Source organism: Nonomuraea sp. NPDC002799 (assembly GCF_053592075.1).
Genome location: NZ_JBSFVA010000017.1, coordinates 123,934 through 139,136, shown reverse-complemented (window position 1 = coordinate 139,136; position 15,203 = coordinate 123,934). Strand labels below are relative to the sequence as shown.

12 protein-coding genes are annotated in these 15,203 nt (G+C 71.0%); 8 read left to right on the top strand and 4 right to left on the bottom strand.

Annotated elements, in window-relative coordinates; translation table 11 throughout:
• Positions 1-6: 6 nt before the first annotated feature.
• Entirely contained in the window at positions 7-1,197 is a 1,191-nt protein-coding gene (locus ACWD0F_RS28645; RefSeq protein WP_449880622.1) for an MFS transporter, read from the bottom strand.
• Between the two features lie 186 nt (positions 1,198-1,383).
• Entirely contained in the window at positions 1,384-1,899 is a 516-nt protein-coding gene (locus tag ACWD0F_RS28640; RefSeq protein ID WP_449880620.1) for a TetR/AcrR family transcriptional regulator, read from the bottom strand.
• Positions 1,900-1,952: 53 nt separating this feature from the next.
• On the opposite strand from ACWD0F_RS28640, the gene ACWD0F_RS28635 reads away from it, so the two are divergent.
• Complete coding sequence (locus ACWD0F_RS28635; protein ID WP_449880619.1) at positions 1,953-3,116, top strand: cysteine desulfurase family protein; 1,164 nt, start codon at positions 1,953-1,955, stop codon at positions 3,114-3,116.
• Between the two features lie 5 nt (positions 3,117-3,121).
• Here the strand turns inward: ACWD0F_RS28635 and ACWD0F_RS28630 are convergent, their stop codons facing one another.
• Positions 3,122-4,162, bottom strand: coding sequence for a DUF695 domain-containing protein (locus tag ACWD0F_RS28630; protein ID WP_449880617.1), 1,041 nt, complete (start codon positions 4,160-4,162; stop codon positions 3,122-3,124).
• 67 nt (positions 4,163-4,229) lie between these two features.
• On the opposite strand from ACWD0F_RS28630, the gene mnmA reads away from it, so the two are divergent.
• Entirely contained in the window at positions 4,230-5,294 is a 1,065-nt protein-coding gene (mnmA, locus tag ACWD0F_RS28625) for a tRNA 2-thiouridine(34) synthase MnmA (protein WP_449880615.1), read from the top strand.
• Positions 5,295-5,323: 29 nt separating this feature from the next.
• Here the strand turns inward: mnmA and ACWD0F_RS28620 are convergent, their stop codons facing one another.
• A complete protein-coding gene (locus tag ACWD0F_RS28620; protein WP_449880613.1) occupies positions 5,324-5,956 on the bottom strand; it encodes an MBL fold metallo-hydrolase in 633 nt (210 codons plus the stop codon).
• A gap of 23 nt (positions 5,957-5,979) precedes the next feature.
• Here ACWD0F_RS28620 and ACWD0F_RS28615 point away from each other — a divergent pair, with 23 nt between their 5' ends.
• From ACWD0F_RS28615 to gatA, 6 genes are all read left to right on the top strand, one after another.
• Positions 5,980-6,972 (top strand): methionine synthase, encoded by a 993-nt coding sequence (locus tag ACWD0F_RS28615; protein WP_449880612.1) that lies wholly within the window; start codon positions 5,980-5,982, stop codon positions 6,970-6,972.
• 179 nt (positions 6,973-7,151) lie between these two features.
• Complete coding sequence (gene ligA, locus ACWD0F_RS28610) at positions 7,152-9,332, top strand: NAD-dependent DNA ligase LigA (protein ID WP_449880764.1); 2,181 nt, start codon at positions 7,152-7,154, stop codon at positions 9,330-9,332.
• A 374-nt stretch (positions 9,333-9,706) separates the two neighbouring features.
• Complete coding sequence (locus ACWD0F_RS28605) at positions 9,707-11,779, top strand: putative bifunctional diguanylate cyclase/phosphodiesterase (RefSeq protein ID WP_449880610.1); 2,073 nt, start codon at positions 9,707-9,709, stop codon at positions 11,777-11,779.
• Between the two features lie 43 nt (positions 11,780-11,822).
• Positions 11,823-13,286 carry an AAA family ATPase gene (locus ACWD0F_RS28600; RefSeq protein ID WP_449880608.1) on the top strand — a complete coding sequence of 488 codons (1,464 nt, stop codon included), beginning with the start codon at positions 11,823-11,825 and terminating at the stop codon, positions 13,284-13,286.
• Between the two features lie 126 nt (positions 13,287-13,412).
• Complete coding sequence (gene gatC, locus ACWD0F_RS28595; protein ID WP_449880606.1) at positions 13,413-13,712, top strand: Asp-tRNA(Asn)/Glu-tRNA(Gln) amidotransferase subunit GatC; 300 nt, start codon at positions 13,413-13,415, stop codon at positions 13,710-13,712.
• Positions 13,709-15,202, top strand: a complete 1,494-nt coding sequence (gene gatA / locus ACWD0F_RS28590; protein WP_449880604.1) for an Asp-tRNA(Asn)/Glu-tRNA(Gln) amidotransferase subunit GatA — start codon at positions 13,709-13,711, stop codon at positions 15,200-15,202. The genes gatC and gatA overlap by 4 nt, the downstream gene beginning before the upstream one ends.
• Position 15,203: the final 1 nt, after the last annotated feature.

The following is a 15,203-nucleotide window of genomic DNA, read 5'->3' as shown; positions in this document are numbered from 1 at the left end:
CCGATGTCAGGCCGCGACCTCGGCGGGCTCCAGGACCGGCAGCGAGGTGACCCTGGCCGTCTCCCTGTCCGGCAGCAGGCGGGCCGCCAGCGCGATCAGCACGCCCAGCAGGACGCCGATGCCCAGCGCGGCACGCAGCGAGCTCACGTCCGACAGGAACCCGATCACCACGGGGCCGAGCAGCAGCCCCGCGTAGCCCATGGCGCCGGCCTGGGCGATCGCGGGCCCCGGGGCGTCGGTCGCGGTTCCGGCCAGCGACAACGTCAGCGGCGAGATCGTCGCCACGCCGAGCCCCACGAAGAACATCGCCCCCACCGCCACCATCGGACCCGACGCGAGCAGCACGACCGTGAAGAACCCGGCCGTGGCCAGGCCGGAGACCGTCAGCATGCCGCGCACGCCGAACCTGGTCCGCAGCCGGTCCCCGGTGAGCCTGGCGATCAGCATGCCCAGCTCGAAGACCGGGTAGCCGAGCGCGGCCAGCGCCTCGGGCGCGCCGAGCTCGTCGCGCAGGTACAGGCCGTTCCAGTCGGCGACCGTGCCCTCGACCATGAAGGCGAAGAACATGATGGCGCCGAGCAGGTAGACGATCGGCGGCATGCGCCGCCGGGCCGCCGTCCCGGCGCCGGCCGCCGCCGGGGTCTCGGGCAGGTACGTGCGGCCGAGCGCCAGCATGATCGGCAGCGACACCAGGCCGATCAGCGCCACGTTGGCGGTGAACGGCAGGCTCAGGGCGATCGCCAGGCTGCCCAGCGCGCCCGCCGCGATGGCGCCCACGCACCAGCCCGCGTGCATGCCGTTCATCAGCGGCCGGCCGTACGCCTGCTCGACCGTCGAGCCCTGGGCGTTCATGGCCACGTCGACCATGCCGAACGCCATGCCGAAGAGCGCCACGGCCACCAGCAGCCAGGGGAGGTCGGGGGCGAAGGCCACGGCCAGAAGGCCGATCGCCGTCAGTGGGCCGCCTACCCGCAGGACCGTATGGCTGCCCACGCGGGCCATGACGCGCCGCATGGACTGCATGGTCACCAGAGCGCCCAGGCCCCACACCAGCAGGATCACGCCGACCGTGGCCTCGGACAGGCCGAGTTTGTCGGTCAGCGCGGGGATGCGCACGGTCATCGTGCCCACCATCAGGCCGGCAAGGACAAAGGTGAGGACCGCCCCATAACGGGCACTCCTCAGCTCGCGGGTCATAAGGCCACACCTCTCACATGGGTATCTCGAAGGTCGTTCAGGAGTTGTCAGGCCGCGCCGCAGGCCGTCACCCGTCGCCCGCCGGCTGTGCGCGCCGGGCGGTGGGCAACGGGGGACGGCAGGGCGCAAAGGGCCCGGAACGTGGCGAAAGGCCGGCTCAGGGCCGGCAAAGGGTGGAGGCGGAAGTCAGGCGGGCTGAGGTTTCAGCAGAGCCCGCAAGCGGCGCTCCAGTGCCTGGAGGTCGTCTTCGGTGTTGAGCTCCGGGTCATGGCTCGCCACGTCCCAGAGCCCCTCACAGGCCAGGCGGACGATCTGGGCCGCCAGCGGGTCGGGCTCGCCGGCCAGCTCCTCGCGGTGCCATCGGGCCATCGCCTCGCGCAGCGGCGCGAGCAGGAAAAGGTTTCCTGAGGCTCCGGTGACGACCGCCCATCGCCGGAGCTTGCCCGAACGGACGGAGGCCAGCGTCGCGCCGACATAGCGCTCGGTGTAGGTCGCACCGGGCTGGGCCGCCAGCAGCTCGTCGAAGTCGTCTATCAGCCGCTCCACCATGCCCTTGATCAGGGCCTCTTTGGAGCCGTAGTGATAGAGCAGGCCACCCTTGCTCACGCCGGCGCGCTCGGCGACGGCGGCGAGGGTCAGCGCGGCCGAGCCTTGGTCGCAGAGGAGCTCCTCCGCCGCATCCAGCAACTCGTCCTTTCGCATGCCACAACTGTACCGTCCGGACGGTACAGTCGCAAACGAGATACCCTGAACGGGTGACCAGACCGTCGGCCTATCTTGATCATGCGGCTACCACCCCCATGCTGCCCGAAGCGATCGAGGCCATGACGGATCAACTCAAACGCGTCGGAAATGCTTCCTCACTGCACGCGACCGGCCGCCAGGTGCGCCGGGTCGTCGAGGAGTCGCGCGAGACGATCGCCGACGCGCTCGGCGCCAGGCCCAGCGAGGTCGTGTTCACCTCCGGCGGCACCGAGGCCGACAACCTCGCCATCAAGGGCCTCTACTGGGCGCGCCGGCCGCGCAGGCGCGTCCTGATCAGCTCGGTGGAGCATCATGCCGCGCTCGACCCCGCCCAGTGGCTGGCCGACAGCCAGGGCGCGGAGGTCGAGCTGCTGGAGGTCGACGAGTTCGGCCGGGTGCACCCCGACACGCTGCGGGCCGCCATCGAGCGCGGCCCCGACGGCGTGGCCATGATCAGCGTCATGTGGGCCAACAACGAGGTCGGCACCATCCAGCCCGTGCCCGCGCTGGCCGCCATCGCCCGCGACCACGGCATCCCGTTCCACACCGACGCGGTCCAGGCGGTCGGGCAACTGCCCGTCTCCTTCGCCGGGTCGGGGGCCGACGCGCTCACCCTGACCGGCCACAAGGTCGGTGGCCCGATGGGCGTCGGCGCGCTGCTGCTGGTCAGGGGGCAGACGCCGGTGTCCGTGCTGCACGGCGGCGGTCAGGAGCGCGACGTCCGCTCGGGCACGCTCGACGCGCCCGCCATCGCGGGGCTCGCCGCCGCCGTCCGCTCCGCGGTGCAGGGGCAGGAGGCCCTGGCCCGCCGCCTGACGTCGCTGCGCGACGAGCTCATCCAGCGGGTCCGCGACGCCGTGCCCGACGTGGTGCTCAACGGCGATCCGGCCGACCGGCTGCCCGGCAACGCCCACTTCTCCTTCCCGGGCTGCGAGGGTGACGCGCTGCTCATGCTGCTCGACGCCAAGGGGGTGGAGTGCTCGACGGGCTCGGCGTGCTCGGCGGGCGTGGCGCAGCCGTCCCACGTGCTGCTGGCGATGGGGGCCGCCGAGGCGGCGGCGCGGGGCTCGCTCAGGTTCACCCTGGGGCACACCTCGACCCACGACGACGTCGACCGCCTGATCGCGGTGCTCCCGGTGGCCGTCGAACGCGCCCGCAGAGCCGGCCTGACCTGACCCGGTCAGGTCAGGAAGGGGAGCACGCCTGACCAGGACGGGTCGGTGCCCACGTCCACGCGCGGTTCGCCCTCCTCCCAGCTCACGATCAGCTCCTTGGCGTGAACGGCCGCGTCACCGGTCGGGTCGGCGTACACGTGGATGATGCGATGTCCCTCAGCGCTCAGATGCGCCGCGAGCACGGCGTCGGCGTGCGGTTTGAGCAGGCGCGCCGCGAGTCGCTCCTCGAAGTCGCGCAGCGCCGTGAGCGAGTCGCCGACCGGCAGGCCGTTCTCGTCGCGGTGCGCGTAGGGGAGGGCGATCGCGATGTGCTGGTCGAAGAGCGGATGGTCGACCGGCCGCAGCGGATGGCGGGCCGTGGCGACGAGCGGCGCGCCGCTGCCGGTCTTGCCTTCGAGCAGGACCCACTCCTCCTCATGACCTGAGGCCAGGTCGGCCACCACGGCGGGCAGGTGCGCCGCGGCCACGGAGTCGATCGGCTGGAACGTGGCCGGCGTGATCTCGCCCACCCACCTGGCCACGTCGTCCTCGCCGAGCAGCCAGTCGAGGGCCAGCAGCGTGGCCTCCAGCCTGGTCTCCTCGTCGAGCTCGCCGAAGATCGGATGGTAGGCGGACACGTCGACGCGGGGCTGGTCGCGTGGCACCCGGAGGCCCAGCATCAGCTTGTCGAGCGCGAACTCGTAGCCCCCGACGTCGAGGGTGAGGTCCAGCGCCTGCGGATTGGCCTGCCGGGAGGGGTGGAACTCCCACAACAGGTCCGCCTCCGGCGCCGCCTTGGCCCAGCGGTGCGCCAGCGAGCGGAGCTCGGCGTCGCCGGCCGCCGTCACCACCAGGGCGTGCGCCGCGTCGCTGCCGGGGGCCACCTCCCAGACCAGGCCGGAGTGGATCGCGGCCACGGCCGGGGCGAGCAGCTCCTCCAGACCTTCGACCGCGCCGGTCGCGACCAGCGAGTCGATCCGCGGCCTGGTCTCCTGCCACCATGCCCAGAACCCGGCGATGCCGTCGCCGGCCTCTTCCTGTGCGTCCTTGCGCCCGAACAGTCGCATGTGCTGAATCCTTCCAGACCGGGGCCATGGTCGCGCACTCCCCGCCGGACAGTACCCTGGAAAGGTCATGGGACTGCGTGTGCTTGCCGCCATGTCGGGCGGCGTCGATTCCGCCGTGGCCGCCGCTCGGATCGCCGAGGCCGGTCACGACGTCACTGGTGTGCATCTTGCGTTGTCGGCCAACCCCCAATCCCATCGCACGGGAGCCAGGGGCTGCTGCACGATCGAGGACTCGCGCGACGCGCGCCGCGCCGCCGACGTGATCGGCATCCCCTTCTACATCTGGGACATGGCCGAGCGTTTCCAGCGCGACGTGATCGACGACTTCGTGGCCGAGTACGCGGCGGGCCGCACGCCCAACCCGTGCCTGCGGTGCAACGAGAAGATCAAGTTCTCGGCGGTGCTGGATCGGGCGCTGGCCCTCGGTTTCGACGCGGTCGCCACCGGCCACCACGCCAAACTGGTCGACGGGGTGTTGTCCAGGAGCCCCGACCAGGGCAAGGACCAGTCCTACGTGCTGGGCGTGCTCACCCGCGAGCAGCTCGGCCACGCCATCTTCCCCCTGGGCGACTCGACCAAGGCGCAGGTGCGCGAGGAGGCCGCCAGGCGCGGCCTGACCGTCGCCGACAAGCCGGACAGCCACGACGTCTGCTTCATCGCCGACGGCGACACCCGGGGTTTCCTGGCCGGGCGGCTCGGCTCGGCGCAGGGGCCCATCGTCGACCAGAGCGGCGCGGTCGTCGGCAGCCACCAGGGCGCCCACGGCTACACCGTCGGCCAGCGCAAGGGCCTGCACATCGACCGCCCGGCCACCGACGGCCGGCCGCGCTACGTGCTCTCGATCGAGCCGGTGTCCAACACGGTCACGGTCGGCCCCCGCTCGGCGCTGGAGGTCACCTCGATCACCTGCGGCTCCCCGGTCTGGAACGGCCCGTCCCGCGACGGCGACCTGACGGTGCAGTTGCGGGCGCACGGCGAGGTCTACCCGTGCAGTTTCGAGGAGGTCGAGGGCGGCCTGCGCATCGGCCTCGACCGCCCGGCCACCGGCGTCGCGGCGGGCCAGGCGGCCGTGCTCTACGCCGGCTCGACCGTCATCGGCTCGGCCACCATCGTCTCAGCCGCCCCGCGCTGACCGAGGTCGGTCGTCTCGGCCGTCCCACGCTAGCCGAGGGTGGCCGACTCGCCGATCGCGAGGCGGCGCATGTCGGCGCCCTGCTTCTCCGCCTCTTCCTTCAGCCAGTTGTCCACCAGCATCAGCCCGATGTCGCTGTAAAGGCCGTCATGCGTGGAGAAGGCGCGCGCCGGCCGGATCGCCCGGAGATAGTCCACCATCTCCGCCAGCTTCAGCCACGGCCCGCCGGTCGGCACCAGCAGGGTCGGCACCTCCACGTCCGGGACCGTCAGGGCGTCGCCCGGGTAGAAGATCTCGTCGTCGACCAGGAAGCCGACATTCTGCACGACCGGGATGTCGGGGTGGTTCTTGGCGTGCCACTCGCCGAACGCCTTCACCTGGAAGCCGGCGGTCTCGAAGTCGTCTCCGTGGCGTACCACCTGGACCTTGCCCGGCACGCCGGTCAGCCCCGCGGCGACGCCCTCGCAGGTCCAGATCTCCAGATCGGGACCGGCCGCTCCGAGTTTGCCCACGTCGATGTGGTCGAAGTGCTCGTGGGTGATGAGGACGGCGTCGGCGCCGTCGAGGACTGGAGCGTCGGCGAACGCTCCCGGGTCGATGACCAGGACCTTGCCGTTCTTCTCCACGCGCACGCACGCGTGCTGGTATTTGGTGAGCTCCATTCGCCAGAGCCTACGCTTGCCCCATGTCTACGTGGGAAGCCACCGGAGTCGGCTCGCATCCGGGTGAGGATCATTTCGAGGCCATCAAGGTCATGTTCGGGGAGGTGCCCCGGCTGCCGTACCTGCCGGAGCTCCCCGGCCGGGGCGTCGGAGCCGACATGGTGGGGCGCACGGCCGCGCTGCTCGTCGAGCTGCCGGTCGAGGTGCAACCGTCGGGGTGGCGGATGTCCGATCGGCCGGGACGCGACCACCGGCGGGCCGTCGATCACCTGCGGCGCGACATCGACGGGCTGGAGGAGATCGGACACGACTACAGCGGGCCGCTCAAGCTGCAGGTCTGCGGGCCGTGGACGCTGGCAGGGGCGATCGAGCTCAAGTACGGCGACAAGATGCTCTCCGACGCGGGAGCCGTACGCGACCTGACCGCGTCGCTGGCTCAAGGGGTGGCGGATCACTGCGCGGAGGTGCGGCGGCGGCTGCCCGGGGTGACGGAGATCGTGCTCCAGCTCGACGAGCCCGGGTTGCCGGGGGTGCTGGCGGGGGCCGTGCCGACGGCTTCGGGGTTCGGGCGGCTGGCGGCGGTGGAGGCGTGGCGGGTGGAGGAGGTGTTGCGGCTGTTCGACCGGCCCGTCGTGCACTGTTGCGCCTCTTCCGTGCCCTTCAAGGTGTTGCGGTCGGCCGGGGTCAGGGGGATCTCGATGGACGCGTCCCGGCTGCGGCGCAGGGACGACGAGAATCTGGGGGAGCTCGTCGAGGCCGGGATCGCGCTGTTCCTCGGGGTCGTGCCGGGGACGGACGTGCGGCTCGCGGACGTGGGGGCGATCGCCAGGCCCGCGGTGGCGTTGTGGCGGCGGCTGGGTTTCGCGCCCGACGCGCTGGCCGAGCAGGTCGTGCTGACGCCCGCGTGCGGGCTGGCCGGGGCGTCGCCGCACTACGCGCGGGCGGCGCTGGCGGCCTGCCGCAAGGCGGCCCAGGTCCTCAAGGACGATCCCGCGAACGGGATGCGGGAGGACTGAGCCGTCCGGGAGGCCGGGAGGGGATGCGGAGGCTGAGCCGTCCTGGAGGCCGAAGGCGGCCCGGCTTCCGGGAGGGATGCGGAGGCTGGGCCGTTCCGGATGCGGACGCGGCGGCTGGGGCGTGTCCCGGCCGCTGCTCGGCGGTAGCGTTTGCTCAGGGTGTCGATCGGAAGGAGGCCCTGGTGACCGAGGTCGGGGGTGTGCCCGTTGCCGCGCTCAAGCGGCATGCCGAGGTGAGCGAGCTGGTCGAGGACGCGCGCTGGCGCTACTACGTGCTCGACCAGCCGACCGCGAGCGACGCCCAGTTCGACGGGTGGTTCAGGGAGCTGCTCGCGCTGGAGGAGGCGCATCCGTCGCTCCAGACGCCCGATTCGCCCACGCAGAAGGTGGGCGCGCCGCTTTCCGGCGACTTCGCCAAGGTCGCGCACCTCAACCGGATGGAGAGCCTCGACAACGCCTTCAGCGCCGAGGACATGGCGGCCTGGCAGGCGCGGGTGGAGCGGCTGGCGGAGGGCGACCCGGGCCCCTACCTCTGCGAGTTGAAGATCGACGGGCTGGCCATCGCGCTGGTCTACCGGGACGGCAAGCTGGAGCGGGGCGCGACCAGAGGCGACGGGACCACGGGCGACGACGTGACGGCCAACGTCCGCACGATCAAGGGTGTGCCGCTCCGGCTCACGGGTGACGACGTGCCCAGCCTGGTCGAGGTGCGCGGCGAGGTCTACATCCCGGTCGAGGACTTCAAGCGGCTCAACGAGCAGCTCGTCGAGCAGGGCAAGGCGCCGTTCGCCAACCCGCGCAACTCCGCCGCCGGCACGTTGCGGCAGAAGGACCCGCGCGTCACCGCCCAGCGCCCGCTGCGGATGCTGGTGCACGGCATCGGCGTCTGGGAGGGCGCGGCCGAGCCGCGGGCGCAGTCCGACGTCTACGGCCGGCTGCGCGAGTTCGGGCTCCCGGTCAGTGATCTGTACAAGGTGGTGCCCGGCCTCGCCGATGTCGACGAGTTCATCGAGCACTACCGCGCGCATCGGCACGATCCCCCCTATGAGATCGACGGGGTCGTGGTGAAGGTCGACGACTTCCGCACGCAGCGGGAGCTGGGCTCGACCTCGCGGGCGCCGCGGTGGGCGATCGCGTTCAAGTACCCGCCGGAAGAGGTCAACACCAAGCTGCTCGATCTGCAGGTGGGCATCGGCAGGACCGGGCGCGTGACGCCGTACGCGGTGATGGAGCCCGTCGTGGTGTCGGGCTCGACCGTCGAGCGGGCCACGCTCCACAACGCCGCCGTCGTGGCCAAGAAGGGCGTCCTCATCGGCGACACCGTGGTGCTGCGCAAGGCGGGCGACGTCATCCCGGAGGTCGTCGGGCCGGTCATGGCGTTGCGCGACGGGTCCGAGCGGGAGTTCGTCATGCCGACGCACTGCCCGGAGTGCGGGACGGAGCTGGCGTACGAGCGGGAGGGCGACGCGGACCTGCGCTGCCCCAACGCGCGCGGTTGCCCGGCCCAGATCCGCGAGCGCATCTTCTTCGCCGCGGGCCGGCGCGCGCTCGACATCGACGGCCTCGGCTACGTCGCGGCCACCGCGCTCACCCAGCCGCTGCCGCCCCAGGAGCCGGTGGTGCGCACCGAGGCCGGCCTGTTCGACCTGACGATCGAGCAGCTCATCCCGATCAAGTCGGTCGTCCGCGACCCGGACACCGGCCTGCCCAAGATCGACCCCAAGACCGGTGAGCAGAAGGTCGTCTCCTTCTTCTCCAACATCAACGGCGAGCCCAGCCAGAACGCGCTCAAACTCGTCGAGGAGCTGGCGCGGGCCAAGCAGGCGCCGCTCGCGCAGGTGCTGGTCGCCCTGTCGATCCGGCACGTCGGCCCGCCCACGGCCCGTGACCTGGCCGGCGCCATGCGCTCGATCGACGCCGTCATGAACGCCTCGGAGGAGGAGCTGGCGGCGGTCGAGGGCATCGGGTCCCGGGTGGCGGCCACGATCCGGGAGTGGTTCGAGGTCGACTGGCACCGGGAGATCATCGAGCGGTGGCGGGCCGCCGGGGTGCGGATGGCGGACGAGCCCGCGCCGGAGAAGGGGCCGCAGACCCTCGAAGGACTGACGTTCGTGGTGACGGGGACCCTGGAGGGATACACCCGTGACTCGGCCGCGGAGGCGATCACCGTCAGGGGCGGGAAGGTCGCCGGGTCGGTGTCGAAGAAGACGTCGTTCCTGGTCGCGGGGGAGAACGCGGGGTCGAAGTACGACAAGGCGGTGAGCTTCGGGGTGCCGATCCTCGATCAGGCCGGGTTCGAGGTCCTGCTGGACGAAGGGCCGCAGGCGGCGGCCGACCGGGCGGTCACCCCCGAGGCATAGGACGCGCGCGCCGCGCCGTTACGACGTGGCGCCGCCGTCGCGGACGGCGGGCACCGCCGCGCCGCGCCGTCACGGCGCCCCCTCCGGCCGGTTCCGCTCCTGCGCGGGCCCGGCCGTTTCCCTCGGCGCGCGGGAGCCGCCCGTGTCACGTCGGTGTGCGGGGGCCGCCCGTGTCACGCCGCTATTCAAGTCGAGGCGCGCCGGGAGCCGCCCGTATCACGGCTTGATGTTCGTAATTGTGCACGATTTGCTACCGAGGGTGGTTTTTGGGTATATGTCGGAAAGGAGAAGTGACGCAACGTACGCGCTTGGTTTCGCGAAGTGGGGTGAAGGTCGTACCCTCCCATAGTGACCTAATGGGGGTTCTGTTACCGATGACTGACCCAACCGACACCCGCGACACCGGACCACGTGCCGGTACACCGCTGTGGGCGTTCCTCGCGGGCGTGACCGTGATCGGCTTCACCGCTCTGGTGGTGGCCATGCTGAGGCTCGACCTGGCCTGGCTGATGGACCTCGCCCGCACGCCGCTGTTCTGGGTGCTGGCGGTGCTGGTCATCCTGGGCGAGCTCAGGCCCGTGATGGTGTCCTCCGCGACGGCGGTGGGCGGCACCTATCCGTCCACCATGTTCACCTTCGCCGTGCTGCTGCACCTCGGGCTGCCCGTCGCGGTGTTGTTGCAGGCCGTCGCCGTCGCCATCAACGGCGTGGTGACGCGCAAGTCGTGGCATCGGGTCATGTTCAACATCGCCCAGTCGACGCTCGCGCTCACGGCCGCGGCCGTGACGCTGGGACTGTTCGGGATCGTGCCGAGCCCGGCCGTGCCCTGGGTGCCCGGCGGGCGCGACCTGCTGCCGATCGCGCTGGCCGGAATCGCGTACTTCGTGGCCAGGGCCACCCTCGTCTCCGGCGCGGTCGCGCTGCACGAGCGGCGCTCGATCACGCGCGTGTTCAAGGTCACCGTCGGCCCGCAGAGCCTCGTGTACGCCGCGCTGCTCGGCCTGGCCCCCCTGGTCGTGGTGGTCATGGAGCACTCGCCGGGCCTGGTGCCCCTCTTCGTCGCCCCGTTGGCCGCCGTCTACTTCACCGCCACGCTCTCCATGCGCCGCGACCACCAGGCCCTGCACGACGAGCTGACCGGCCTGCCCAACCGCAAGATGCTCATCGTCAGCACCGAGGAGGCGCTGGCCGAGGCCCGCCATGACGAGCGGGTCGGCCTGTTCCTGCTCGACCTCGACCGGTTCAAAGAGGTCAACGACACGATGGGCCATCCGGTGGGCGACCGCCTGCTGCAGATGGTCGCGCATCGGCTCACTCATTCCGTACGCCCGGGGGACGTGGTCGCCCGGCTGGGCGGCGACGAGTTCGCGGTGTTGCTGCCCTCGATCAGGGACACCCACGCCGCCAGGGAGGTGGCGGCCAGGTTGCGGGCCGCGCTGACCGAGCCGGTGCGGCTGGAGGGCATGACCTTCGACGTGGACGGCTCGGTCGGGATCGCGCTCTACCCTGACCACGCCCCCGACTTCGAGCTGCTGCTCCAGCGTGCCGACGTGGCCATGTACCTGGCCAAGGAGGGCCGCACCGGCGTCGAGCTCTACCAGCCCGACAAGGACCGCAACTCCCCGGAACGCCTCAATCTCCTCGGCGACCTGCGCCGCGCCATCGACAACCGCGAGCTGCGGCTGCACTACCAGCCCAAGGTCAGCCTCGGCACGGGGGCCGTCCGCGGGGTGGAGGCCCTGCTGCGCTGGCAACATCCGGTGCACGGGCCGATCCCGCCGTCGGAGTTCGTCCCGCTGGCCGAGCAGTCCTACCTGATGCGGCAGCTCACGGCGTACGTGATCGAGGTGGCACTGGATCAGGCCGCCCGCTGGTGGCGCGCCGGGCTGCGGGTGCAGATCTCCGTCAACATCTCCGCCCGCGACCTGCTCGACTCGGCCCTGCCGGAGCAACTGGAGCTGGGCCTGGCCGGCTGCGGCCTGCCGCCTGGGGCCATCCAGCTGGAGGTCACCGAGCGCATCCTGACGGGCGACCAGGCCTACACGCAGGAGACCATCAAGGCGCTGGCCACCCTAGGGGTTCCCCTGGCGCTCGACGACTTCGGCACCGGCTACTCCTCGCTGATCAGGCTGCAGCGGCTGGCGGTGTCGGAGGTGAAGATCGACGCCTCCTTCGTCAGCCGGATCGCGGAGTCGGAGGACGACGACCGCATCGTCCGCTCGATCGTGGACCTGGTGCGCTCGCTCGGGCTGCGGTCGGTCGCGGAGGGCGTGGAGACGGACGAGGTGGCCATCCGGCTGGCCGAGATGGGCTGCGACATGGGGCAGGGCTGGCTGTTCGGCCAGCCCATGCCGGCCACCGAGGCGACCGCGTGGCTGCACGACCACTTCGCGACGGCGCCACCGGCCGAGTTCGGCTACCAGCCCGAGGTCAGCCGTACGGCTTGACGATCCGTAGTCGCATCCGCACCGAAGTACACTTCGTCGAAGTATGGTTCGCGACGATGGAGCGGCGTTGATCCCCAAGCCCAGTCACATCTTCGCCAGGGAGTTCGAGTGGCAGGCGCTGGCCAGGTTCGCCGGGCGCATCGGCCACACCCCTCAGCTGGGCGTCGTCAGCGGGCGGCGACGCCAGGGGAAGACCTTCCTGTTGGAGGCACTCGCCCGGCAGACCGGGGGCTTCTACTTCGGGGCCACGGAGGCCACCGAGACCGAGTCGCTCGCCCTGTTCTCCACCGCCCTCGCCGAACACGTCGGAGAGCCGCACTCGTTCCGCTTCGCCACCTGGGATGAAGCGATCCGGCGGCTCTTCGCGATCAGCGCGGAGCGGCGCCTGCTCATGGTGATCGACGAGTTTCCCTATCTCAGCAAGGTCGCGCCGGCCCTGCCGTCCATCGTGCAGCGGGAGATAGATCGGGCGGTTTCCCAGAACGCTCCTGTGTCACTGCTCCTGTGCGGCTCCGCCCTGTCGGTCATGGGCCGTCTGCTCGCGGGTAATGCACCACTGCGGGGCAGAGCCTCGATGGAGCTCGTGGTCCGCCCGTTCGACTACCGCGCCGCCGCCGAGTATTGGCGCATAGAAGACCGGCGGCTCGCTGTGCAGACCCATGCGGTGGTCGGGGGATCGCCCGCCTATCTGCGGTTCGTGCAAGGTGACACACCCGTGGGGCCGGCGGACTTCGACGACTGGGTCCGGCGGGCTGTGCTGGATCCCAGTAGCTCCCTGTTCAGAGAGGCCCGCTACCTCCTTGAAGAGGAAGCGGAGGTGCGTGATTCGGCGCTCTATCACTCGGTCCTGGCGGCGGTGGCGACAGGCAATGGCACACGAGGCGCGATCGCCGCCTACATCGGGCGTAAAGCGGCCGATATCGGCCATCATCTCAACGTGCTGGAAGACTGTTGCCTCCTGCGCAGAGAACCTGACGCCTTTCGGCCGTCGCATTCGGTCTACCGTGTCTGCGAGCCGTTGATCAGCTTCTACCACGTGGTCATGCGGCCGCGTTGGGGGCTGCTCGAAGTGGGCCGAGCCGCCAACGTGTGGGCGGACGCCCGTGGCAAATTCAGCGATCAGGTGCTCGGCCCGCACTTCAAGGAGATGTGCCGGCAGTTCGTGATGATCCAGGATGACTTCTTCGGCGGCTTGCCTGGCGAGGTGAGCGCGGGGACCGTCACGGATCCGGTACGGCGGGAGCAGATCCAGATCGATGTCGTGGTTTTCGCCCCCGCCATGCCTGGAGAGCGCCGGCGCATTCTCTCGCTGGGCGAGGCGAAGTGGGGCAAGACCATGGGGCCTGGTCACGTGGCGCGGCTCAGACGGGCCAAAGACCTGCTCGGCGCCAAGGGCTACGACGTCGAGGACGCCGTGCTGGCCTGTTACAGCGGCGTGGGATTCGACAGCGCGCTGGGCGGGGAAGGAGACGTGCGCGAGGTCGGGCTGGGTGAGCTCTACGGGTGAGGGCGGCCGTGCGCGGGGGGCGTAACGCGGGTGTTGCCAGGGAGTTAACCGTTCGGGCCTGCTCCGTCGATCCCCCTAGGATGGCAGTGTCCACAGACTCCATCCACGAAACGGGTTAACCGACTCATGTCCGCCATAACCCGCGACGAGGTCGCGCACCTGGCCCGGTTGTCCAGGCTGGCGCTCGCCGACGACGAGCTCGACCACTACGCCACCCAGCTCGATGCCATCATCGAAGCGGTCGCGAAGGTGGCAGAGGTCGCCGCCGAGGATGTGCCGCCTTCGTCGCACGCGCTCCCGCTCACCAATGTCTTCCGTGCCGACGAGGTGCGACAGTCTCTGACGCCTGAGCAGGCGCTCGCCGGCGCGCCCGCCGTCGAGGACGACCGCTTCCGGGTTCCGCGCATCCTCGAGGAGGAGGCATGAGTTTGATCCGCAAGACCGCCGCCGAGCTCGGCTCGATGATCGCCGGTGGTGAGGTGTCGGCCGTCGAGGTGGCCGAGGCGCATCTCGACCGCATGGCCGAGGTGGAGCCCAAGGTCAGGGCGTTCCTGCACATCGATCGTGAGACGACGCTGGAGCAGGCGCGGGCGGTGGACGCCAGGCTGAGGGCCGGCGAGAAGCTGGGGCCGCTGGCCGGCGTGCCGATCGCGCACAAGGACATCTTCAGCACCCGCGACATGCCGACGACGGCCGCGTCCAAGATCCTTGAGGGGTGGCGGCCGCCTTTCGACGCCACCGTCACCACGCGGCTGCGCGAGGCCGGGCTGGTCATCCTCGGCAAGACCAACCTCGACGAGTTCGCCATGGGCTCCTCCACGGAGAACTCCGCGTATCACCCGACGCACAACCCGTGGGACCTGACGAAGGTGCCGGGCGGGTCGTCGGGCGGTTCGAGCGCCGCCGTGGCCGCCTACGAGGCGCCGTTGTCCACGGGCACCGACACGGGCGGCTCGATCCGGCAGCCGGCGTCGGTGACCGGCATCGTGGGCATGAAGCCGACCTATGGTGGCTCCTCCCGTTACGGGCTGATCGCGTTCGCCAGCTCGCTCGACACGCCGGGGCCGTTCGCCCGCAACGTGCTCGACGCGGCGCTGCTGCACGAGGCGTTCTCCGGGCACGACCCGATGGACTCCACCTCGATCGACGAGCCCGTGCCGTCGGTGGTCGAGGCCGCCAGGAACGCCGACATCGCCGGCCTGCGGATCGGCGTGGTCAAGGAGTTCGGCGGCGGCGAGGGCTACCAGGCCGGCGTGCTGGCCCGCTACAACGAGGCCGTGCAACTCCTGGAGTCGCTCGGGGCCAAGGTCGTCGAGGTCTCGTGCCCGTCGTTCACGACCGCGCTGCCCGCCTACTACCTGATCGCGCCGTCGGAGGCCTCGTCCAACCTGGCCCGCTTCGACGCGATGCGCTACGGCCTGCGCGTCGGCGACGACGGCACCCGCAGCGCCGAGGAGGTCATGGCACTGACCCGGGCGGCCGGCTTCGGCCCCGAGGTCAAGCGGCGCATCATGCTCGGCACGTACGCGCTGTCGAGCGGCTACTACGACGCCTACTACGGTCAGGCGCAGAAGGTGCGCACCGTCATCTCCCGGGAGTTCGACGCCGCCTTCCAGCAGGTCGACGTGCTGGTGTCGCCGACGACGCCCACCACGGCGTTCCCGATCGGCGAGCGCACCGACGACCCGATGGCGATGTACCTCGCCGACCTGTGCACCATCCCGTCCAACCTGGCGGGCAACGCGGCCATGTCCGTGCCGGTCGGCCTGGCCGACGAGGACAACCTGCCGGTCGGCCTGCAGATCATGGCGCCGGTCCTGGCCGACGACCGCTGCTACCGCGTCGGCGCCGCCGTCGAGAAGGCCCTGGAGAGCCGCTGGGGCGGCCCGTTGCTGAAGGAGGCCCCGTCGCTATGAC